This window comes from Treponema paraluiscuniculi Cuniculi A (genome assembly GCF_000217655.1).
GTDB lineage: Bacteria > Spirochaetota > Spirochaetia > Treponematales > Treponemataceae > Treponema > Treponema pallidum.
Window position 1 is genome coordinate 1,103,194 of record NC_015714.1, and the last position, 23,514, is coordinate 1,126,707.

The 23,514-nt window shown below is 55.7% G+C and carries 19 protein-coding genes; 8 read left to right on the forward strand and 11 right to left on the reverse strand.

Features of this window, described 5'->3' with window-relative positions; all coding sequences use genetic code 11:
• Positions 1-65: 65 nt before the first annotated feature.
• Complete coding sequence (locus TPCCA_RS04990; protein WP_013945571.1) at positions 66-1,883, reverse strand: alanine--tRNA ligase; 1,818 nt, start codon at positions 1,881-1,883, stop codon at positions 66-68.
• Positions 1,884-2,054: 171 nt separating this feature from the next.
• On the opposite strand from TPCCA_RS04990, the gene rny reads away from it, so the two are divergent.
• From rny to gatB, 4 genes are all read left to right on the forward strand, one after another.
• A complete protein-coding gene (gene rny, locus TPCCA_RS04995) occupies positions 2,055-3,569 on the forward strand; it encodes a ribonuclease Y (RefSeq protein ID WP_013945573.1) in 1,515 nt (504 codons plus the stop codon).
• A gap of 120 nt (positions 3,570-3,689) precedes the next feature.
• On the forward strand, positions 3,690-4,034 hold the full coding sequence (locus tag TPCCA_RS05000; protein WP_014505682.1) for an Asp-tRNA(Asn)/Glu-tRNA(Gln) amidotransferase subunit GatC: 345 nt from the start codon (positions 3,690-3,692) through the stop codon (positions 4,032-4,034).
• A complete protein-coding gene (gene gatA / locus TPCCA_RS05005) occupies positions 4,035-5,555 on the forward strand; it encodes an Asp-tRNA(Asn)/Glu-tRNA(Gln) amidotransferase subunit GatA (RefSeq protein WP_013945575.1) in 1,521 nt (506 codons plus the stop codon).
• Positions 5,548-7,077 (forward strand): Asp-tRNA(Asn)/Glu-tRNA(Gln) amidotransferase subunit GatB, encoded by a 1,530-nt coding sequence (gene gatB / locus TPCCA_RS05010; RefSeq protein WP_013945576.1) that lies wholly within the window; start codon positions 5,548-5,550, stop codon positions 7,075-7,077. Before gatA ends, gatB begins: the two co-directional genes overlap by 8 nt.
• 95 nt (positions 7,078-7,172) lie before the next feature.
• Here the strand turns inward: gatB and radA are convergent, their stop codons facing one another.
• The 5 genes from radA to TPCCA_RS05575 all read right to left on the reverse strand — a co-directional run bounded on the left by radA (position 7,173) and on the right by TPCCA_RS05575 (position 10,325).
• Positions 7,173-8,540 carry a DNA repair protein RadA gene (radA, locus tag TPCCA_RS05015; RefSeq protein WP_013945577.1) on the reverse strand — a complete coding sequence of 456 codons (1,368 nt, stop codon included), beginning with the start codon at positions 8,538-8,540 and terminating at the stop codon, positions 7,173-7,175.
• A gap of 15 nt (positions 8,541-8,555) precedes the next feature.
• Entirely contained in the window at positions 8,556-9,080 is a 525-nt protein-coding gene (gene recX, locus TPCCA_RS05020) for a recombination regulator RecX (protein WP_193386067.1), read from the reverse strand.
• A gap of 127 nt (positions 9,081-9,207) precedes the next feature.
• On the reverse strand, positions 9,208-9,597 hold the full coding sequence (rpsI, locus tag TPCCA_RS05025; protein WP_010882468.1) for a 30S ribosomal protein S9: 390 nt from the start codon (positions 9,595-9,597) through the stop codon (positions 9,208-9,210).
• Positions 9,598-9,612: 15 nt separating this feature from the next.
• Complete coding sequence (gene rplM, locus TPCCA_RS05030; RefSeq protein WP_010882469.1) at positions 9,613-10,041, reverse strand: 50S ribosomal protein L13; 429 nt, start codon at positions 10,039-10,041, stop codon at positions 9,613-9,615.
• Complete coding sequence (locus tag TPCCA_RS05575) at positions 10,038-10,325, reverse strand: hypothetical protein (protein WP_013945579.1); 288 nt, start codon at positions 10,323-10,325, stop codon at positions 10,038-10,040. Before TPCCA_RS05575 ends, rplM begins: the two co-directional genes overlap by 4 nt.
• Positions 10,326-10,473: 148 nt before the next feature.
• Between TPCCA_RS05575 and TPCCA_RS05045 the strand changes: the two genes are divergently transcribed.
• Together TPCCA_RS05045 and udp are read left to right on the forward strand one after the other, a co-directional pair.
• The gene (locus TPCCA_RS05045) at positions 10,474-12,243 is read left to right on the forward strand and encodes a M3 family oligoendopeptidase (RefSeq protein WP_013945581.1); all 1,770 of its coding nucleotides are present in this window, start codon (positions 10,474-10,476) and stop codon (positions 12,241-12,243) included.
• A gap of 121 nt (positions 12,244-12,364) precedes the next feature.
• Positions 12,365-13,141, forward strand: coding sequence for a uridine phosphorylase (gene udp / locus TPCCA_RS05050; RefSeq protein WP_010882471.1), 777 nt, complete (start codon positions 12,365-12,367; stop codon positions 13,139-13,141).
• A 15-nt stretch (positions 13,142-13,156) separates the two neighbouring features.
• Here the strand turns inward: udp and TPCCA_RS05055 are convergent, their stop codons facing one another.
• Both TPCCA_RS05055 and TPCCA_RS05060 read right to left on the reverse strand, forming a co-directional pair.
• Complete coding sequence (locus tag TPCCA_RS05055; RefSeq protein ID WP_013945582.1) at positions 13,157-15,169, reverse strand: ATP-dependent helicase; 2,013 nt, start codon at positions 15,167-15,169, stop codon at positions 13,157-13,159.
• 82 nt (positions 15,170-15,251) lie between these two features.
• A complete protein-coding gene (locus TPCCA_RS05060; protein WP_013945583.1) occupies positions 15,252-15,920 on the reverse strand; it encodes a DbpA RNA binding domain-containing protein in 669 nt (222 codons plus the stop codon).
• A gap of 286 nt (positions 15,921-16,206) precedes the next feature.
• Between TPCCA_RS05060 and TPCCA_RS05065 the strand changes: the two genes are divergently transcribed.
• Entirely contained in the window at positions 16,207-18,084 is a 1,878-nt protein-coding gene (locus TPCCA_RS05065; protein WP_013945584.1) for a major outer sheath N-terminal domain-containing protein, read from the forward strand.
• Between the two features lie 64 nt (positions 18,085-18,148).
• Here the strand turns inward: TPCCA_RS05065 and TPCCA_RS05070 are convergent, their stop codons facing one another.
• Entirely contained in the window at positions 18,149-18,583 is a 435-nt protein-coding gene (locus TPCCA_RS05070; protein WP_010882476.1) for a NusG domain II-containing protein, read from the reverse strand.
• Positions 18,584-18,594: 11 nt separating this feature from the next.
• Positions 18,595-19,530 (reverse strand): patatin-like phospholipase family protein, encoded by a 936-nt coding sequence (locus tag TPCCA_RS05075; RefSeq protein WP_013945585.1) that lies wholly within the window; start codon positions 19,528-19,530, stop codon positions 18,595-18,597.
• A gap of 73 nt (positions 19,531-19,603) precedes the next feature.
• Between TPCCA_RS05075 and TPCCA_RS05080 the strand changes: the two genes are divergently transcribed.
• On the forward strand, positions 19,604-20,629 hold the full coding sequence (locus tag TPCCA_RS05080) for a sodium:calcium antiporter (protein ID WP_013945586.1): 1,026 nt from the start codon (positions 19,604-19,606) through the stop codon (positions 20,627-20,629).
• Here the strand turns inward: TPCCA_RS05080 and TPCCA_RS05085 are convergent.
• Positions 20,626-23,496, reverse strand: a complete 2,871-nt coding sequence (locus TPCCA_RS05085) for a valine--tRNA ligase (RefSeq protein ID WP_013945587.1) — start codon at positions 23,494-23,496, stop codon at positions 20,626-20,628. The two genes, TPCCA_RS05080 and TPCCA_RS05085, sit on opposite strands and share 4 nt — an antisense overlap.
• Positions 23,497-23,514 lie beyond the last annotated feature (18 nt).

Here is a 23,514-nt window from a genome sequence, read left to right on the forward strand (position 1 = left end):
CCCCGTAACAACCGCGACTCAGTCACCAGCACACACGCCGAAGAAACTATACGCAGCAGGGCAAGTTACGACTTTTCCCCGCTTTTCTCAAGAATCGCGCGAATACGCCGCACCCCCGCCGCACTCGACTGTTCCTTTTGAATAGAAAACCGCCCGAGCTGCCCAGTACGTGCTACATGTGGACCGCCACACACTTCCCGAGAAAAAGTTCCTATGGAGTACACTTTTACAGTTGATTCGTATTTCTCACCAAACAACGCCACGGCACCAGAATTCATCGCATCTTCGAGCGACATCACTTCACAGCACACCGGCAAGTCTGCCCGGATCTGCTCATTCACCAACTGTTCCACCTGCACCTTCTCCTGCGCACTCATCGGTCTTGGGTGAGAAAAGTCGAAACGCAGGCGTTCTGCCGTAATATTTGAGCCTTTTTGCTGCACGTGCGTACCAAGAACCACTCGCAATGCCTGGTGCAGCAGATGCGTCGCCGTGTGGTACGCTGTCGTTTCCGCTGAATGATCAGCCAGCCCACCCTTAAATACTCGCTGTGCACCGATCCGAGAACACGCCTGGTGCGCCTGAAACGCGGTGTCAAACCCTGCACGGTCCACCTGTAAACCCGATTCACGCGCAAGTTCCTCGGTCAGCTCAAGGGGGAATCCATACGTATCGTATAGCCGAAAGGCAACTGACCCAGGTATTTCTCGCTCTGTCCCCTGTAAAAACTTGGGTATCATCCTCTCGTACTCTGCCTCACCCTTCCTGAGGGCGTCGAGGAACTTACGTTCCTCGTTTGCAAGCTCCTGCGCAATACACGTAGCTTTCTCTTCCAGTTCCGGGTATACCGCAGCGTATTGCCCAATCACCACGCGCGCGAGGGAGGACAGGAACTCCCCATCGATACCGAGCTTCCTTCCGTGGCGGACTGAACGGCGAATGATTCTGCGCAGTACGTAGCCTGCACCCACGTTAGATGGGCGTACAGGGACAGGATCGCCGAGGATAAAAGTGGCTGCACGGATATGATCGCATACAATCCGCATGGATACGTCGTGCGCTCCCTGACACCCATACCTTTTCCCACATAACTGACCTATCCGCTCCAGGAGCGGGGTAAAGATCTCCGTATCATACACTGACCGCTTGCCCTGCAAAACCGCGACGGTGCGTTCAATACCCATACCGGTGTCCACACAATAACGTTCAAGCGGCCGGTACCTGCCGTCTGCGTCCTTACGATACTGCATGAACACGTCATTCCAAATCTCTACGTACTTGCCGCAAGAACATCCCGGACAACAGGTCACACTGCAAGGAGGAACTCCAGTATCAAAGAATATCTCGGTATCCGGACCACATGGCCCTGTTTCCCCCGTAGGTCCCCACCAGTTATCCGCACGTGGTAAAAAATGAATATGGGTGCGCGCGATACCAAGTCGTTCCCAGATAGCGGCAGATTCCTCATCACGCGCAACAGCCTCATCCCCTGCAAAAACAGTCACCGAAAGCCGGTCAGGGGATATGCCGAGCCATGGAGCACCAGTAAGAAATTCAAAGCTGAACGCGATTGCCTCCTCCTTGAAGTAATCGCCCAACGACCAGTTACCCAACATCTCGAAAAAGGTCAGATGCGAGTTATCGCCCACCGCATCGATGTCACCGGTGCGCAGACACTTTTGCGCATTGACCAAGCGGGTACCAGCCGGATGTGGCTCACCCATAAGATAGGGAACCAACGGATGCATGCCAGCAGTAGTAAAAAGCACAGTAGGATCGTGCTCGGGCACAAGGGACTTACCCGAGATAACCACATGAGCCTTCTGGCTAAAGAAGGCGAGATAACGCGAGCGTAGCTGATCGGCGCGAATAGGAATGCTCATGGAGGGTATTATCGCCTTTTCCCTGCTGCGGTCAACATCTGACCCTAAACGGGAAAAAGAAACGGGGACTCTCTGAGCAACCTTGCGACAAGATCCTTGACAGAATTCGCACACACCTCTAGCCTCTCGCAAGACAGTTTCGCACCCTTAAAAAATATAAGGAGCACACACATGACCACGTCTATTGTGATCGGTGTTGTCCTTGTTACTGTCGGTTTAACCTTCGGATGGACCATTCGCTGGCTCTACGCCAGATTTCACTTATCCGCCTGTGAGCAACGTGCAGAACGTATCCTCCAGGAGGCACAAAAAGAAGCTGAATCCAAAAAGAAAAGCATTCTCCTTGAGGCAAAAGAATATGTCCTTCGCGAAAGAAATCAACAGGAACGAGACGACAGAGACCGAAGAGCTGAGCTGCAGCGTGCAGAGCGACGCCTTCTTCAAAAAGAGGAAGCCCTCTCTACGCGCGCGGGGGAGCTTGATTCTCGAGAACGATCGCTAAAACAGCGGGATCAGTCCCTCTGTCAAGAAGAGGCCCGCTATCGCCAGGAGCTCGAGCGTGTCTCTGGCCTCACTCAGAATCAGGCACGGGATCTCATCATCAAAAACCTTGAGAACGAGGCGAAGCACGACGCACAGGCGCTCATCAACAAGATAGAGGAGGACGCGGCTTTGAACGCTGAGCGTCGCGCGCGCGACATCCTCGTTACTACCATGCAGCGTATTACTGCTGATGTCACCGGTGATGTGACCGTCTCTACGGTGAATCTACCCAGTGAAGAAATGAAGGGACGCATCATTGGGCGCGAGGGACGTAATATCCGCGCGTTAGAGACACTCACTGGTGCTGACGTTGTCGTAGATGACACACCTGAAGCTGTCGTCATTTCCTGTTTCGACCCGGTACGCAAAGAGATTGCGCGCATCTCTCTTGAGCGTCTTGTACTTGACGGTCGAATCCATCCGGCGCGCATTGAGGAAATTGTGCAGAAGGTGACGCAGGAAGTTTCTCAAAAAATCTATGAGGAAGGGGAGAAAGTGCTGTTTGACCTCGGTATTCACGATATGTGTCCCGAGGGGGTACGGGCACTGGGGCGCCTGTATTTCCGTACAAGCTACGGACAGAATGTACTCTACCACTCAAAGGAGGTGGCTCTGCTCGCTTCCATACTCGCCTCGGAAATCGGCGCAGATGTGGCCATTGCCAAAAGGGGCGCGTTGCTGCACGACATTGGCAAGGGAGTGGAAACTGATTCAGACCGCAACCACGCAGAAATTGGTATGGAGATGGCTCGCAAAATGAATGAGGACCCGCGAGTGGTGAACGCCGTTGGTTCTCACCACAACGACATAGAGCCGTGTTGTGTTGAGTCTTGGCTCGTTCAGGTAGCTGATGCTATCTCTGCTGCGCGTCCTGGTGCTCGGCGTGAAATGGTGGATCACTACGTCAAGCGTCTAGAAAACCTCGAGGCGATTGCTGAGGGGTTCTCGGGTGTGGAGAAAGCCTACGCTATTCAGGCCGGGCGCGAGTTGCGTGTTTTAGTGAACAACGATAAAATCCCCGACAGGGACGTGAAGGCACTTGGACGTGACATCGCAAAGAAAATAGAGAGCGACTTGAAGTATCCTGGGCGTATCCGGGTCACTCTTATTCGAGAAACGCGCGTCGTGGAGTACGCCCGCTGAGCCTCAGGGGGAGGGGGGAGAGTGCACGGGCGTCCGTGCAGGTTTGCATCGGCTACAGTGACTCTCCTACCTCCCTATTCTAGTCCGGCGATATTGGTCAACAAGGCACATGGGAGTATCATGGCACAACAGCGTATTACGTCTGATATCTTTGCTCAGCTGCTCACCCTTTCTCACCTCGAAAGCAGCGAGTGTGCAGTAGGACTTGCAACACAGATAGAGGACATTATCCAGTATTTTTCCGTTGTAGAACAGTTCGACCCCGGTCCACGCGACGATCCTGACACGGATAACGCACAAGGCCGTTGCTCCCAGGGGAATAAAATTGACGTGGACTGCTGCCCGGACTGGGTACGCAAGGATGTCGCATTACCTGGTCTTTCCGTTCACGATCTCAAGCGGTTGTCCACAGAGTTTGCTGACGGTTACTTTCGCGCACCGCGCGCGCTCGATGGTAGCGCATAAATGGACGCGCATGCTATTACCTGTGCAAGCTGGAGTATGTTAAAGGCTCAGCTTGAAGTCGGTGCAATCAGCTCTTTGCAGATTGTGCGTGCGTTTCGCAACGTATACGAGGAAGACACACGCAGCGCGTCCCCGCTTGGGGCTTTGGTCGAGTTTTTCTCTGATGTGGAGGAGCACGCGCGTACGGCAGACAATCTCCGTGCCTCGTGTGCCCAGAGTACTAAAACAGCTGGAGCAAACGGGAGGAGTGTCTCAGGTAAGCCTTTGTTAGGTTTACCCTTTGCTGTCAAGGACAATATTTCAGTGAAAGGAAAGCACTGCACGTGTGGCAGTAAACTCCTTGCAGACTATAGGGCTCCGTACGATGCCACCGTTGTTGCGCGCCTGCGCGCCGCAGGTGCTATCCCGCTCGGGAGAACGAACATGGATGAGTTTGCCATGGGCTCTTCCACCGAGTATTCTGTTTATGGGCCGACGCGTAATCCTCGGGATCGGAGCCGCACCAGCGGGGGAAGTTCCGGCGGTTCGGCTGCCGCCGTCGCAGGCGGTCAGGCACCGTTTGCACTCGGTACCGAAACGGGAGGCTCGGTACGCCTGCCAGCTGCTTACTGCGGCCTCTATGGCCTGAAGCCGACCTATGGTCTCTTGAGTCGATATGGGGTGGTTGCCTTTGGCTCCTCTCTGGACCAAATCGGCTTTTTTGCTACCTGCATTGACGATATTGCCCTCGCCCTCTCCGTCACCTCAGGGAAAGACCTGTACGACAGCACGAGCACTTGCCCCCCTCCTGCGACGGGGCGACACGCTGTGTCTCACCATCTTGCCCCTTTTTCTGCCCACGAGTGCTCTACCCTGCGTGCTGCTGTTCCCCGCGAATTAGTAGATGCTCCTGGCGTGCATCCTGACGTGTCTGCGCAATTTCAACGCTTCCTCACCTGGCTGCGTGCCCAAAACGTACAGGTAGAAGAAGTGACGCTTCCTGCACTACAGGCGGCAGTGCCTGTATATTATCTTGTCGCGACAGCTGAAGCCGCCAGCAATCTTGCGCGTTTTGACGGTATTCGCTACGGGCAGAGGGGAGACACTGATGCTCTTTTGGAAAATTACTACCGCGCCGTCCGTACCTCAGGCTTTGGACCCGAAGTACAGCGAAGGATCATTGTGGGGAATTATGTTCTTTCACGCCATTTCTCCGGTGATTATTACCGAACGAGTGTGCGCGTACGTTCGCGTATAGAACAAGAATGTACGCAGCTCCTCTGTTCCTACCACTTTATTGTTTGTCCTACTGCCGCTACCGGTGCCTTCCCGCTTGGAGAACGCATACATGACCCGCTGGCCATGTATTGCTCGGATTTATTCACCACCTTCGTTAACCTTGCCCGCCTACCGGCGCTATCAGTACCAGTGGGAACATCAGGCACTGGCCTACCCATCGGAATACAGATTATCGGTTCTCAGTGGCAGGAGTGTGCCGTTCTCCGGCTAGCAAAACGTTGGGAGGAGGCACCTCATGTCTGACCTCCAAACAGGCACAGTTCCCTCCATTGCAGGCGCCACAGATGACGCACATGCCGCACCCTTTTTCTACGAGGTAATTGTTGGCTGTGAAATTCATTGTCAGCTTCTAACAAAGACCAAAGCTTTCTGTGCCTGTGCAAATCGCTCAGGAGGAATGCCGAATAGCCGTGTGTGTCCTGTGTGTCTTGGGTTGCCAGGAGCGTTGCCCGTTGTGAGTGAAGAGTACGTGCGGCTTGGGGTGCGCGCCGGACTTGCGTTGGGGTGCACTATCCAGCTTTGGTCCGCCTTTGATCGCAAGCACTATTTTTATCCAGATCTCCCAAAGGGTTATCAAATTACCCAGTACGACGCTCCCTTGTGTACGGATGGTGCAGTGGATGTACAGGGAGTTGACATGCCCATGCAGCGGCGTGTCCGTATTGAACGGATACATTTGGAGGAGGACGCAGGCAAAAGCCTGCATGCTGCAGACGCTTACAGCTATATTGATTTCAATCGTTGTGGGGTGCCGCTCATTGAAATTGTATCTAGGCCGGATCTGCGCTCTGCAGAGGAGGCCGCATGTTTTATGCAGACGATCCGCGAGATTCTCACCTTTATCGAGGTAACGGATGGTAATTTAGAAGAAGGCGCACTGCGATGCGACGCGAATGTTAATGTGAGGATTCTGTACAAAGGGCAAGAACACCACACTCCCATTTCTGAAATCAAAAATATGAACTCGTATCGTATGGTGCGGGACGCGTGTACGTATGAGGTACAGCGTCAATTGCAGGAGTTTTGGCAAAAGGGTCCTGCGAGCAAAGAAGAGATGCAGAGAAAACGCACGATGGGCTGGGATCCGGTCGGAGGGGTTACGCTTTTACAGCGTACAAAGCACTCACTGCGCGATTATCGTTTCATGCGCGATCCAGACTTACCTGACCTGCACTTGACCCCTGCATATGTCCAGCATCTCTCTTACACAGTCGGGGAACTTCCGGCAGCGCGGCGTGCACGTTTCAAACTTGACCTTGGCTTGTCGGCGTTTGCAGCCCAAACGCTTACCGGCAGCCGCATGCTCGCAGACTGGTTTGAGAAGGCAGCGCATGCGTCTAAGAATGCGCGACGAGTGGCAAACTGGATTCTGTCGGAGGTTCTTGCGGTAGTAAACGAGAAGAATATCTGCATTGCAGAGCTCAATCTGAGTCCTGAAGCAATTGCCGAACTAATGGATGCAGTTGAAGATCAGCGCATTACCGGAAAACAAGCAAAGGATATATTTGCACAAATGCTTGCCACCGGTGCGCGAGCGCAGGACATTATCTCCGCACAGGGTCTAGCACAACTTTCAGATGAGGAAGAAATCGCAACCTTAGTGCAGACGGTGTTTCAAGAACATCCAAAGGCACTGCGTGATTGGCAACACGGTAAGACAAACGTGGCTGCCTGGCTCATGGGGCAAGTAATGAAGCGTTCCCGCGGGCGCGCACACCCTGCGCGAGTGGCGACGCTCGTCCACCAAGCACTCTCTCAGCTGTAACAGCTGGAAAAACTCCACGGAAGAGCGGCGGTCTCTCTTTCAGCATACGCCCGGCCCGGCTCACGCCAGGAGAAGAAAGACGCACCAAAGGGCTACTACGCCTTCGCCTTGCTAAATATCTCCGCAATTGTCTGTGCGAGCGTACCCACTACCCGTAGGGTATAAGGAGGCGGTGTGTCGTGTTCAACCCCTATAGGTACATATATCGTTGAAAATCCCAGACCATACGCCGTCTTTAGCCGCGTCTTTAGCCGACGCACAGGTCGAATTTCTCCTGATAAACCTACCTCACCGATAAACGCGGCATTTGTTTTCACTGGGGTGTTTTGCCGCGCTGAATACAAGGCCATTGCCAACGCCACATCCACCGCAGGCTCATATAACCGGATACCCCCTGCCACATTCACGTAGATATCCTGATCTGAGAATTTCAAACCCACACGTTTCTCAATTACCGCTGCAACACGACTGACGCGGGCCGAGTCGATACGATCAGAAAAAACGCGCGTAACACTACTTTTTGCAGGAACGGTCAATGCCTGTATTTCTACCATAAAAACACGGCTCCCCTCACACACGGGCACAGTTGCAGACCCAACAGGAAACATTCCCTGCCTGGTACTAATAAAAAATCCTGCAGTGTCCTGCACAGCGGAAAGTCCATTTTCACCCATGGTAAAAATACCCAGCTCATCAACAGAACCAAATCGATTTTTCAATGCACGTAAAAAACGAATATCCTCTTCATTCCGTTCAAAAGAAATCACAGTGTCCACCATATGTTCCACTACTTTTGGCCCGGCAATATTCCCATCTTTCGTTACATGCGCAGTAAAAAAGAGAACAGAGTCCCGTTCCTTTACCCACGCTATCAACTCATTTGCGCAATATTTCAGCTGATTGATAGTCATAGGAATGGCACCTGCTTCGGGGGAAAAAACTGTCTGAATCGAATCAACAATAACGAAGGTAGGGCATCGTGTATTTAAAACACGCTCGACATCCTCGACCCGCGTCGCACAAAGCAACTCGATGTTCTGAATTGGAATATTCAGCCGATCCGCACGCCCACGAATTTGCCCCGGAGATTCTTCACCCGAAACATAGAGAACCGATTTCCCGCAGGCTGCAGCGATTTGTAACAGTAATGTAGATTTACCAATGCCCGGTTCCCCGCCAATCATGATCGCGGAGCGTCTTACGGCTCCTCCGCCGAGGACGCGATCGAACTCTGCGATACCACAACTAATACGCTGCGCATCCTGCGCGCGCACAGCACACAGCGGGAACGCCTGTACAGGAGAAGAAGATGCCTTTTTTACAGCACGAACATCGCCGGAGGACAACGAGGGTGTCTCTTCGAAGGAATTCCACTCCCCGCACTCAGGGCAACGCCCAAGCCACTTAGGATGAACGTAACCACACCCCACGCAGGAAAAGGCACGTTCCGTCTTTTTAGCCACTCCATTTCTCTTACGTCAGGAAGAAAAAGCACTGCACGGCGGGCCGCACGCACCCTCCGTTTCTACCGCAAGACAGCGACGGACGAGCGAAGGAGAAAATTGCCTCCGCTGCAATGCACGCTGCAACGTATGCGGCCCATATCCCCGCCTTCGCAGCTTCTCCAGCAACCTCAAGCAGAGCGTTTCTTCATCTTGCTCTTGAAACAAGAGATCTAACGCGCCTTCTGCATCTGCATGAGAAACCCCTCGCCTTTTTAACTCACCTAATAGCTGAGCACGGGACGCAGGACGGGAATCGACGCGGTTTCGCAACCACGCCCGCGCGAATCGCGTATCATCAAGCCAAGAATATCTTTTAAGAACCGGGAACACGCTCTCAACGACCCTCTTCTCAAAGCCTCTTTTCAAAAGCTTAAAACCCAGCTGCTGAGCACTCGTCTCACTCCGAGCGAGCAACCGCACTGCGACGCACTCAGCCTCATAACACCTACATGCAAAGCACACCGCCCCGTACTGCTCATCAGTGGGACGAGTACCCACCAACTCCTCTATCGGGCAGGAAAGCGCGCCAAGGTAACTCAAGCGAGTCTGCAGAACAGCACCCACCTCATCCGTAAGTTTAAGCACATCCTCCTGGAGGCTCTGGATAGCACAGAGACAAAAGCGCCTATCGCTTACTGAATTGAAATCTACGCCGTGCACCGCGCTGGCCATACTTCTTGCGCTCTACCATGCGAGAATCACGCGTGAGCAACCCACCTGCACGCAGCGAAGCCTGATTTGAAGCGTCAGCACGCACGAGAGCGCGCGCAATACCATGCGCACACGCACCAGCCTGCCCGTCAAGTCCGCCGCCATACACATTGACAATCACATCGTAACGCCGCTCGTTCGCGGTAGCGAAGAGGGGTTCGCGCACCCGACGCAATTGCTCCGCCGTAGGAAAATACGCGCCGACATCCCGTCTGTTGACGGTAACATTCCCGTTCCCCATACGGATACACACGCGAGCGACAGCCGTTTTCCTTCTCCCTGTTCCGATCCCAAGATTCTTCACGCTCTTTACCACTCCTTAACACGACAGCGGCACGGGATTCTGCGACTCGTGCGGATGCACAGATCCCGCGTATATCTTCACATTCTTGATAAGCTTGCGTCCCAAAGGCCCCTTGGGTAGCATACCCTTAACCGCGTGACGCAACGGTTCGACAGGCCGGCGCTTGACCAACGCGCTAAACGACACGCTCTTGAGCCCCCCAGGATAGCCCGAGTGGCGGTAGTACATCTTGTCCTTCGGTTTAGTCCCACTCAGGAACACCTTCTCAGCGTTAATTACCACAACGTAATCACCCATTTCCTGGTTTGGCGTGTACGATGCTTTATGCTTACCACGCAGGAGACACGCAACGCGCGCGGCAACACGCCCCAAGGGGCGCCCCGCTGCGTCAATCAGGTGCCAAGCGCGAACAGCCTCGCGCTCATTAACAAAGATTGTCCTCACCCCTCTGCTCCTTTATCCACACGCTCCGGTAGCTTGCGCGTGGGCGCACGATCACGCATGTTTGCCACCCCTACAAGGAGAGATATAAAACCAGCAAAAATACCGCCGACTGGCGCAGCACCACGCAAGAACCGCAGTGCATCCTGCGCCCACCCGAGACCACAACCGTACTCCATAGGGGAAAGAAGAGCGAAAACCGCCGCTCCCATTAGCAGCACACCAACCAAAACCGCGCCCACCACCGCCTCCCGCGCAAAATCCCCCGATCGTCTCATAAAAATCATTCTGTGTCAAGCTGCGCTAGCACAAAGACAGTTAGAATGCGTATACTCTCCAGATAGTTGCGAAGAACTTCCTGAAGAAACCTTCTGCTGAAAGAAATCAGCTAACTTGAACAAACGCTCAGTCCGCCTGATGATGGGCGCATAACGCATGCAAAGATTTGAAGACATTCCGTACACGCGGCCACACATGGACATACTCGAGCATGCCGTCGACGCGGCTCATGGGGAGTTCGCGCAGGCCCGTTGTGCACGCGATGCGTATGCGTCTATACTCGCCATAGAGGATCTCCAGCGCCAATATCTTACCGCACAGGCACTAGCGAACATACGCTGTTCCATTGATACACGCAACACCTTTTACCGCAGAGAACAGGATTTCTTCGATGCTGTACATCCTCGCTTTGCCCGCTTAGATCATGCCTTCAACCAGCTGCTGCTTGCATCACCACAGCGCGACGGTCTTGAAAAACTTATTGGCACTCACCGCTTTACCCTTGCACGCCTTCAGAGCAAAACCTTCTGCTCGGAGATTATGGAAGACCTCGCAGAAGAAAATCGTCTCACCAGCGCCTATGAAACACTCCTCGCTTCCGCACACATTCTCTTCCGAGGCCACCACTACACTCTCGCCCAGCTGTCTCCCTTTATGGAACACACCGACCGCAACACGCGGCGCGACGCGCATGAGGCATACTATCACTTCTTTGCTCAACATGAATCGGAGCTCGATACCCTCTATGACACGCTGGTACGAGTGCGCACACGCATCGCACGCACGCTCGGCTATGACAATTACATCCAACTCGGCTATGACCGCCTGTTACGCAGCGACTACGATATGCAAGATATTGCGCGTTACCGCACCTACATCCTGCGCTACGCCGTACCCCTCGCTGCGGAACTACATGAACAACAGCGATCTCGACTTGGACTCAGTGAACTTCTCTTTTATGACGAGCCGTTGTACTTCCCTTCTGGAAATCCAGTTCCCCAGGGAGATGCACCCTGGATATTGAATCAGGCCGCTTGTATGTACCGCGAACTGTCCCCAGAAACAGACCAGTTCTTTACCTTTATGCGCGAGTACCACCTATTTGATGTCTGTGCACGTATTGCAAAAGCGAGCGGTGGATACTGCACAACCTTGAGCACATATCGTGCGCCTTTTATTTTTGCAAACTTTAATCGCACTGCACATGACGTGGAGGTTATGACGCACGAGGTGGGCCACGCCTTCCAAGCCTACCAACGCTATCGAGCGCGTCTTGATCCCTGTTTGGAAGCGTATGTGTGGCCCACGTACGAAGCGTGCGAGATCCACTCAATGAGTATGGAATTTCTCACCTGGCCGTGGATGGGGCTCTTTTTTGGTGAACAGAAAGAACGCTTCTACCTGCGCCATTTAACACAGGCAGTGGAGCTTTTACCGTACGGGGCAGCCGTGGACGAATTCCAACACTGGGTGTACGCACATGCGGACGCTTCTGCCACTGAACGCAAGAAGGCGTGGCGCGCATTAGAAACTCAGTATTTACCTCGCCGTCGGTACGGAGGGCAGCACTACTTGTCCTGCGGGGGACTGTGGATGCGTCAAAGTCACATTTTCTGTATACCCTTTTACTACATAGACTACACGCTCGCGCAGATATGTGCGTTGCAATTTTGGGATCGCAGCCGCGTTGCATACACTCACCTTTCTACTCTCACCGGCGCGGCACCGTACGCCAGCACAACTCCTACTGCCTATGCGGAAGCCTGGCATGACTATTGCGTACTGTGCAGCCGAGGCGGCAGCGAACCGTTCATGCGTCTGCTTGCCACAGCGAATCTGCACAAACCCTTTGAGGAAGACACGTTTGTTTCAACACTCGCTTCCTGCCGTGCATATTTTCGCACGGTTGGTGACCGCCTTTCCTAGGTCTATGAAAAAAGGGTAAAAGATGCCTCGCCAAAAAGAGAACTACCTGTCACCGTCCCCTGCGGTCGGGATTCTTCGTGACTGGGGAGTGCTGTGCACCTTACGCTTAAAGGGGAAACACATGAAGCTTGTCTACAGTACGGATTGCGAATACCACATTGGACTGAAAGCGTCAGACATCGGACACTATGTTATCTTACCGGGGGATCCTGCACGAAGCGAAAAGATTGCCCAACATTTTTCTCATCCTCACAAAGTTGGCCACAACCGCGAGTACGTCACGTACACGGGCACCCTCTGCGAAACACCAGTCAGCGTCATGTCCACCGGTATTGGGGGGCCGTCAACTGCAATTGGTGTTGAGGAGCTCATCCATTTGGGCGCACACACCTTTATCCGCGTAGGGACCTCAGGGGGCATGCAGCCTGATATTCTTGCCGGGACGGTAGTTATTGCAACCGGTGCGATTCGCTTTGAAGGCACCAGTAAAGAATATGCTCCCGTGGAGTTTCCTGCGGTGCCGGACTTTACGGTCACTGCTGCACTCAAACACGCTGCAGAAGACGTGCAGGTGCGCCACGCGCTCGGTGTGGTTCAGTGTAAAGACAACTTCTACGGTCAACACTCCCCCCATACCATGCCCGTCCATGCAGAACTCACGCAAAAATGGCACGCATGGATTGCATGCAACACACTCGCATCCGAAATGGAGTCTGCAGCGCTCTTTGTGCTCGGGAGCGTACGGCGCGTGCGCACCGGCGCGGTGCTCTTAGTCATTGGAAACCAAACCCGCAGAGCACAGGGATTGGAAGACATTCAAGTTCACGACACCGAAAACGCCATACGGGTTGCAGTGGAAGCGGTTAAATTACTCATCACCCAAGACTCCCCGCGCTAGGCGCACTGCAGTGCTTTAGGCAAAGTGTCGCGGATCGGTTATTTCTAACAGCGCGGAGTCAAGCTCAGTCAAAAAGCGGCTGGGCTTCATCGCCGTGTGTCGTCCCCACATTCTGCGGTACGCACACGCGGTAAGGTATAAGCTATCCATAGCCCGCGTGCAGGCAACGTACATCAAACGCCGCTCTTCCTGTATATCTGCTTCGTCATCACGCGGAAACACCCCGTTCTCTAGTCCGGTCAGAATCACCCGTCGAAACTCCAGTCCTTTTGTATTGTGAATGGTGATCAAGTGCACTGCGTCGGCCGCTCCTCCCTCGTCGGCCATATTTTGGTCCAATTGGATGTGTTCTAGGAAACTCACTAACCCCTCATGCGAACATGCATACAGTGACGCTGCGTTCATTAACTCCTGCACGTTGACCGCGCACTGCGTCCCTTCTTCCTCATCCTTCTGTCGATACCATTCTTCCAGCCCCGTGTGTTCCATTACCACAGAAACAAAGCGCGCAAGTCCTTCTGCATCGTGGGTGCGCTCCTCTACCGGCTCCTCAGGCGGCGCACTGGTGCGAGCTTCTTCTCCCGCTGCGGGGGCCTGTGGCATGCGTGCACGCAGCGCACGTAACAGTGACAGAAAGCTACTGACCTTTTGCCGCGCACGCGTGCCAAGCGCGGTCAGGTGGGTGGACTGGAGTGTGGTAAAATCAGTTATGGCTGCCTGCCGTGCACAGACAAACAATGCGTCTTGTGTCTTTTCTCCAATGCCCCGAGGCGGCTTATTCAGCACCCGCCGGAGGGCCAGTTCATCTGAGCCATTGACTATGAGCTGGAGAAACGCCAGCATGTCTTTTACCTCTGCGCGACTGTAGAATTTGAGCGTGCCGACAATGCGATACGGAATGCGATTCCGCAAAAAACACTGTTCAAAACTCAGCGACTGTGCATTTACCCGATATAAAATCGCCCAATCCGCGTATGGGATGCCGCGCGCACGCGCTTCTTGAATGAGGTGCACGCACAGCGCAGCTTCTTCATCTTGATTATTCAGCAAGAACAGGCGCGGCTTAGTACCTCCCGTGCGCTGGGCAATCAGCGCCTTTCCCAAGCGGTCTTGGTTTTTTTTCACTACCGAATCGGCAACACGCAAAATTGCGTCTGTGGACCGGTAGTTGTACTCCAAGCGGATAATCTGGGTGTTTTGAAAGAACTCAGGGAAGGTCAAGATATTTTTTACCTCTGCTCCGCGAAAGCGGTAGATGGACTGATCATCGTCCCCTACCACACAAAGATAGGTGTGCGCACCGGTGAGCACCTGCAAGAAATGAAACTGCGCCACGTTTGAGTCTTGATACTCATCTATCATGACCACCTGCCACCGTGCATGCAGCTGTTCGGCGACGTCCTGGTGCTCACGCAAGAGCTGCACCGGAAGCATAATCAGATCCCCAAAGTCTACCGTTCCCATTTCGCGCATACGCCGATGGTAGCACGCATATGCGTGCGCAAACTGCCTGTCACCCAGAACGGCTCTGGCAGCGCATGCAGGATCGGAGACACGCGTGTGCACTGACTCAAACGAGGTGCAGTCGAGCCCATAGTCCTTTGCCTGAGAAATTCCACGCGCGAGCATGCCTGCCCGACTGTGATCGCAATTAGGCAGGATTTTTGGCAAGAGTGCACGGACGTCATGGTCGTCATAAATACTAAAATGGGGGTTCAATCCCAGACGGACTGCATAGCGACGCAGGATCCACACCCCCAGTGCGTGGAAGGTACAGATAGTTGCCCCCTGCGCGGCAGACTCAAGCGCGCAGGCACGCGTGCGCATCTCACGCGCCGCTTTATTGGTAAAGGTTACTGCCAGAATCTGCTCGGGGCGAACCTGCCGGGAACGGATAAGATGGGCGATTTTAGTGGTGATAACGCGCGTCTTTCCTGAGCCTGCGCCGGCAAGGATAAGAAGCGGACTGCCATAATGGCAAACGGCCTGACGCTGCGCCTCATTGAGCGCGCTCAGGTAGGATTCCACGCGCAGCCCTGCAACCGAAAACTGCCGCACCGCACCGGGTGCCACCGCGCCCGAGCGGCGCCCTGCACTGACGGCATGTTCCTTATTCTTCCAGGGCGGGGATGGGCTCTGCCATAAAGTCAGGCTCTGGTGCAACGGCAGCGGCGTGCGGCTCTGTAGAAGGAGCGGGATGCTCGTCCGCCCTGCGCGAGTGACTCACCGTCAGGGTGCGCCCCCGGTAAAAGAGGCCATTTAAACGGGCGATAACCGCTTCTGCCTCACCCGAAAGGACTTGGATAAAGGAATAGTGGTCGAGGATGCGAATGGTGCCGATGTGCTCGCGTGCAACATCGGCGCGCTGCATGAGCAGGGCGATGATGTCGCGCGGATAGATGTGCCGATTTTTTCCAATACTGATGAAGATGCTCGTGGTGTCCCCCGGGCAGAGGGCGGGGTAGTCGCGCGCTTTGCGCTCAAAGTCGCGCGCGCGGGCGGCGCTGGCAGGCGCGTGCGCGCTGCCGGTGCGTATACCTTCCCGTGCTCCAGTGCGCCGCGTGCTGCCGGCGGTGGCGCCGGCGCGGCAGTGTGTGTGCGCCAGGTGTGCGGCCACGTATGAGCGCATGGAGAAGGGGACACTCTTGCGAAAAAGGCGCCGATAGGCGTCGAGCACGCGGGGGTCTTCCTGCGTTTTTACGTTTCTGAGGATTTGTTGCAGAAATGCTTGGAATTTTTCTTGATCAACGCTCGATATTTTGGAGGATATTTTTGACATTCTCGCGCTCCCTGAGTTTTAAACGTTTCGTGCGCTCATAATGCGGTGCCATGAAAACGGGCACGTGCGGTGCGCTGCAGCGCGCGGCGCACGGGGCGATACAAAACTCCCTCTGCGCACTGAGGATTGCAAGTATAGCGCGCCCCCACCCCCCTGTCTACCTGAGGAGGGGGCGGGGCGTGCGGCGGTGACGCCACCCTGCGCCGGTTGACCCCTTCTGGAGGGTGCTAGACACGGGCGGGGGGGGGTGTTGTAAAAATGAAATGGGTCGGGAGGGAACTGCACCGTGCAGAGTATACAGAAACGTGCACCGCACACCCCACGCGCTGCGCGCGCAGCCGGGGCGGTGCGGCGTGCAGTCTTTTTTTGTGCGGGGGCCGGGGCGCTGCTCCCGGGGTTTGGCGCACTGCCCGTTTTTTCTGAGCAGCTAGGTATTGCCCCGCAGGTAACCGGTCACGCCCAGCTGCAGTGGGGCATTAAGTTTGAAAAGAACCCTTCGTCGCAGCCGAACCGGTACACGCACGGGTTTCGCACCACCAATGATTTGAAAATCTCGCTCCCCCTCGTGCCCAAGGCCACGCACCTGCGTCGCGGCGGGGCGCGCTCAGGCGTGTGGGCGGAGCTGCGGCTCAAGGACCTGACTGTTGATTTTGAATCCCCCAAGCCGGGGAATGCCTTTACGCTCAAAAAACCCAAAGCGTCTTTTGAAGCAACGCTCCACTGCTACAACGCGTACCTGACCATTGGCAAGGACCCGAACTGCTTTATTAACTTTGCGCAGCTATGGGACCCGTTCGTGACCAGCGACTACAAGCAGGAAGACGTGCGCTATGCGCCCGGCTTTGGCGGCTATGGGGGCAAGCTCGGCTACCGTGCGCAGGATATCGGCGGCAGTGGCATTGGGTTGGACGTGGGCTTTCTCTCGTTTGCGTCAAACGGCATGTGGGATAGTACGGGTACTGCGCACAGCAAGTACGGCTTTGGAGCGGACGCCACGCTTACGTACACGCACCACCGCGCTGAGCGCATCAAGATGGAGCTGGCGGGGAACGCCACGCTGGAGCCCAAATACACCACGGGGACTGAGCAGGGAAGAAAGAATGATCAGAAAGACAGCCTGCTGTGGAGCGCCGGCGGACGGCTGACGCTGACCCCGGGGTACGGGTTTCGGCTCGTGCTGGCGCTTGATGTGGGAAACATTCACCGGAGCGACGAGAACATGGAGAAGACGATGAGAGTGGAGGAAAAGGCGGGAGTGGCCGTAGCTAAAGCGGTAGCCGAACTTCAGCAACAAATTCTCCAGATAGTGCGAAACGGTGGCGTTGTAGATTTTTTTGTCAAAAAAGTGCAGGGCGCTTCCCTCATAGAGCAAGTGGGACTGGTGGTTTCCTATTTGGGAGGAAAACTCACCAATGTACTTAGTAGCGCAGCACAGCAGGTAGCGCGGGTGGCAGAAAATCTCACCAAGAAATTCGCCGAGCTCCTTGAAAGGCCGGACCCGGCCATTGCGCTTGTCAAGTTCTTTGCGTGGCTGGACCGCCTGCGCGTGCACATGTTGGGCGCTGACGCCTTGCTGTGCATGCAGTGGAAGTGGCTTTCTTCCGGCGCGTATTTTGCCACCGCCGGTGCCAATATGTTTGGCAAGCGCGTCTTTTCCAGGCAGTTTGCAGACGACTACTTGGACTGCGCCGCATTCCTAAAATTAGAAACAAAGTCCGGCGACCCCTACACGCACCTGCTCACCGGCTTGAACGCAGGGGTGGAGGCGCGCCTGTACATTCCCTTCACCTACACCTCCTACTTAGACAACGGGGGCATCGCGTACAACGGCCGTACAGCCGGTGGGCATATCAACCTGCCGGTCGTGGGCAAAACCTGGCTGAGCTATCAGATTGCGCTCGGCTCCCACGCCTGGCTCAAGCCGTACGCGGTGGTGTACGGCACCACTAACCGTTTCAACACCGACAATGCTAGCAATCTGCTATGCGAAAAGGCAATGCAGTACCACGTGGGGTTCACCGTTAGCCCAATAGAAAAAGTGGAGTTTGACGCCCGGTGGGAGCAGGGGCGGCTGACCACCTCGCCGTACATGCTGATTACCGAAGATATTTCCTCAGATAAACACTTTGGCACCTTTGTGTGCGGCCTTAAAATCGCGTGGTAGCGGGGCGCACCCGGGCTGCCCCACCAGCGCTGTCTGCCGGCACGCGCGCGGGCGCGCCGGCGCGTTACTGCACGGCGTCTGCTTCGGGTTCAGCCGCGTCGGTGCCGTGCACGTACAGAAAGACGCCGTTCGGTAGACAGGCGTTCCACTCCCCCACCCGCTGCACCGGCGGGTGCGCAATGCACGTGCCGTTCGCGCACGGCGAGCGGCACACCCGGGCTGCCCCGGCGCGAATTTCAATTTCCGTTTCCCCCAGGGGGCCGCGCACCCGGATGACCCGTTCCTGATCGAGCGGGTACGTCCACCGCTGCGCCCCACACCGAATGTCGAGCGTCCGCGCTCCCCCCTGCATGCGGTACACGAAGAATCCACTCCACGCCGTCAGTGCCAGCACCAGCGCCACGCAGCACCCGTCCAGCAGCGTCAGCCTTCCGCCGCGCGCGGCAGCCGCCCGGTTCGGGGGAGAGGTGGAGGCACGCTCATTCTCGCCGCAGGCCACGCGTCCCCCCGTTAGCGCTCAAAATACGCACGCGCCTGCCGCGCCAGACGCCGCCGCCCGAGCATCCCCCGCACCCCGCGGGCAAAAAATACGTCCAACACTGCACGGGCATGCTGCACCGCCGCATACCCACGCGCCACCAGCTCCTGCGGACGAGAAAAATCACTCTGGTCCCGCCGCGTTTCTACCCGCACACACGCGCTCGGGTAATTGCGCGCCTGCGTGGTAACCGCATGCGACGCACACGAAAGACTGCGCAGCAACACGTCAAATCCCGTCCGAAAGTCACTGAGCCCCAGCTGCTCAAACCGGTCAAACGTCACCGCCAGCACCGCGTCAAAACCCTGCGCACGCGCAATCCACACCGGCGTGTTGTTCAATATACAGCCGTCCGCCAAATACACCCCCTCCTGCCGCACCGGCGCAAAAACACCCGGGTACGCACACGAGGCGCGCAATGCACGGGCAAGCATCCCACTGGAGAGCACAACCTCCGCGCCCGTACACAGATTGACCGCATTGCACAAAAACGGAATTTTACAATCGTGAAAGGATTTCCCCCCCGTCACCCGCGTCAGCAGCGTGGCAAACTTTTCTCCCGAATCAAGCCCCAGCCCCCGCACGAGCGTGTTCAAGCTCACCCCCAACTGCACCAGCTTGCCCAAGCGTTGAAACGCAGCCCGCGCCCCCCACACCATCCCCGCCTCAACGCACGCAGAGGGATCCCGTGCATTCACATAGTCTGAAATAACAAAATCACGCTGAAAAAACGCTTCCATCTCCCGCACCGACATCCCCAGCGCATAGAGCGCCCCCACCACCGCACCCATAGAACATCCTACGACACATTGCGGCGGCGGAACCTGCAGCGCTTCAAGCGCTTTGAGCACCCCAATGTGGGCAATTCCCCGCGCACCACCACCTGAAAGAACGAGCGACCACTTCACGTGCGGTCATTATGAGCGTTTTCCTCCCTGCTGTCCATTCTCCCCTCAGTGTGATACCGTTCCAGTACGCAGTATGGAATCGTTTATACGCAGCGCACTTGCGGCGCGCACACTCCCCACCTTACTCGGCGTCTTGCTCTGTGCGCTCTACTTTCTGGCCCGCAGCGCAGACTGCTTGGTAGAGAGCGCCAGCGCGCTTTCCCGGCGTTGGGGGATCAGCGAAGCTATCCTGGGCGCCACGCTCGTGAGCCTGGGCACCACCACCCCCGAGGCAGCCGTGTCTGTATACGCTGCGCTCTGCGGCAACGCCGACTTAGCACTCGGAAACGCCATAGGATCCATCGTGGTGGATACCGGTTTCATTCTCGGACTCGGGGCACTCCTTGCACGCCCCGGGCTCGCGCTCGACACACACTTGATGCGCCGGCACGCGCGGGTGCAATTGTTCGTCGTATGCGCGCTCGGATGGGTAACCCTGCCACGCTTTGGCGCGCGGGTGCATCAGTACGTCGGCTGGCTGTTTCTCAGTCTGCTCGCGCTGTACCTGTGGGTTTCTCTGCGCTGGTCGGCCCTCCCACACGCTCCAGACACCCGCACTGCAGCGCTCCCCGCAGACAGGACTGATACGCGCAGTGTATGCCGCCTGCTCCTGCAATTAGGAGGGGGAATCGGGTTCCTCGTCCTCGGTTCGCGTGTCCTCATCCCCACGGTAGAAATCATGGCGCTCCGCGCAGGGGTACCTGCAGGCATCATAGCCGCAACCATCATCGCCTTTGGCACCAGCGTGCCAGAACTCGTCTCTGCCATCACCGCAGTACGCCGCGGACACGGCGCGCTGGCAGTGGGAAACATAGTAGGTGCGGATATTCTCAATGTGCTGTTTGTAGTCGGAGCTGCCGCGTCTCTTACGCCACACGGCCTGCCGGTGCCAAAAATCTTTTCTCTGCTACACCTGCCTGCCATGCTGTTAGTTGTGGGAATCTTTCACGCGTGCGCACTCGGCCGCAGGACCCTCACCCGCCCTGCCGGTGTGCTCCTGTGCGCGGTATATGGGCTGTTCGTGCTGCTAAACGGATTGCTCAGGGGCACAGGACCCTAGTCGGAGTCAGAGAGCGGTCCAGGCTTTCCATTCATGTCCGCAAGATATCCTGCAAGGGTGTGGCACGTTGCGCGCGCCTCTGCCAGTTTCTTGCGCTCTGCGGTCACCACTTCTTCAGGAGCGTGCGTGCAAAACTGCGCGTCTGCAAGCTTACACTCCACCTGCTGCACTTTTTGCCGCGCCTTCTGCCACGCTTTTTGAAGACGCGCGCTCAGCATCGTCCGGTCAATTCCTTCCGTCGTTACTAAAAACAGCTCAAACCCTGCCCCCGCTGTTGCAACGGCACCCTGCGGTTTAGGCGCATCGCTTTCAAGATACACAAGCGGAGAAATACCCGCTAACACACAAATCAATTCCTCATATGTGCGCGCCACCGCTCCCGGATCGTGCACACAGGACGCCTGCGCTGCGGCGTTCGCATCCTGCGCCGGAGAACTCGGACGCAGTCTGACTGAAACAGCTTTTTGCGGATCAATACCACACGCAGCGCGCAGCGTACGCACCGCACGCACTATTTCCTGCACCGCACCTATATGCGCACATGCGCGCGCATCTACCCGCGACGGCACATACACCGGATATGGCGCGCACATGAGCAACGCGTGCGCCCCAGACGGAATTGCTTGGGTGGTATCGTGCACAGAAGGCGGCAGCGACCGGTAAATCTCTTCTGTTACAAACGGCAAAAAAGGATGGAGCAGTCGCAGCGCCTCTTCCAGAAGGGTACAGAGCACTGAAGCTGCGCGATCCTTCTCCTGTTCATCAGGTTTCTGAAACGAGCATTTACTTGCCTCTACATACCAATCACAAAAGCTGTTCCAAAAGAACTCATACACTGCCTGTGCCGCATCATTAAAACGGTACGCTTCAAGTGCTGTACGCACCTGCTGCACAGTTTCATTAAATGTGTGAAAGATCCAGCGATCCAGTTCAGTTAGAGACACGTGCGCAATAGCGCACACCCGCCTGCCTTCGAGATTGCCCAAAATATAACGAGAAGCATTCCACACCTTATTCGCAAACCGCGAACCCATCTTGAACGAATCCATTTCTATCAACACGTCCTGCCCCTGCGCACACATAAAGGCAAGCGTAAAACGCAGTGCATCGGCACCGTACGTGCGAATAATGTGCAGCGGGTCCACCCCGTTGTTGAGCGATTTGCTCATCTTTCTTCCCTGCTTGTCACGCACTAAACCGTGCAGGTACACATCTCGAAAAGGAACCGTTTGCGTAAACTCCAGCCCCGCCATTATCATGCGCGCCACCCAAAAGAAAATAATGTCATACGCGGTAATGACTGCAGACGTGGGGTAAAACGCGCGCAGCTTCTGCGTTTCCTGAGGCCACCCAAGGGTAGAAAAAGGCCACAGCCAGCTGGAAAACCACGTATCTAACACATCAGGATCCTGCGTTATATCCGCACTGCCGCAATGAGCACAGCGCTGCACATCCACCCGACTCACCGTTTGCTGTGCACACTGTGCGCAATACCACACCGGGATGCGATGTCCCCACCACAGCTGGCGCGAAATACACCAGTCGCGAATGTGCTCAAGCCACCGCACATAGGTATTTTCCCATTTCTTAGGATGGAACTGCACGTCCGCACGCTTCCACGCAGCCAGGGCCTGAGAAGCAAGTGGTTTCATTTTGACAAACCACTGCAGAGAAAGATACGGCTCAATAACTGCTTCGCAGCGATAACACACTCCCACCGAATGCACTATGCGCTCCTCACGGGACAGGAGCCCATGCGCCTGCAAATCGGCAACGATTTGTATCCGTGCCTGAGCACACGAAAGCCCCCGATACGCAGCAGGCACCTGATCATTGAGCGAGCCATCTGGATTGAGCATATTAATCGCTTCAAGCGAATGGCGCGTCCCAATATCCCAGTCGTTCGGATCGTGCGCAGGAGTAATCTTTACCATACCGGTTCCAAAATCCTGCGCAACATATGAATCGGCAATAATAGGAACAATGCGGTTCACCATTGGCACGCATACCTTACGTCCAATCAAAGATTGGTAGCGCGCATCATCTGGATGCACCGCAACTGCCACATCTGCCAAAATGGTTTCAGGGCGCGTAGTAGCAATGATGATAGTTTCCCCCACCTGAGCAGTCCCCAATGGAGGGGGAACGCCGTTTCCTTCTTCTTCAGTACGGGGTAAAAGAGGGTACCGAACATAATAGAGCGCGCCATCCTTTTCTTGATGAAAAACCTCATCGTCAGACAGCGCGGTGCCACAGCGAGGACACCAGTTAACCAAGTACATGCTACGATAGAGCAAGCCACGTTCATAAAGCGTAACGAACGCTTCGCGTACGGAGGCTGACATACCTGCATCAAGCGTGAAGCGCTCACAGGTCCAATCACAAGATGCCCCCATATTCTGTAACTGCATGCGAATAGTGTCTTGATGGGAATCCTTTATCTGCTGCGCTCGTGCAACGAATTGTTCGCGCGTCACCTCACGCTTATGGATGCCTTCCTTCCTCAAGGCGCGTTCAACCACATGCTGCGTGGCAATACCTGCATGGTCAGTGCCCGGAATCCAAAGCGTACACGCACCGGCCATGCGCTGGTAGCGGATAACGATATCCTGCAACACCGTATTGAGACAGTGCCCCATATGGAGCACGCCCGTTACATTTGGCGGTGGGATAGCAATGACAAAGGTACGCACACCCCCTTCTATCTGTCTGCCATGCCCATCGCACCCCTCGCTATCCGACGTTCCACTCCCGCGCGCACGCGGGCTAAATGCCTGCCGCTGCTCCCAGCATGCGTAGACACGCGCTTCAAAATCTGCAGGCCCATAGACAGGAGGTAGCACTATTTTTTGCAGTTTTTGGGTCATAATTCGTTGAGCTCCCAT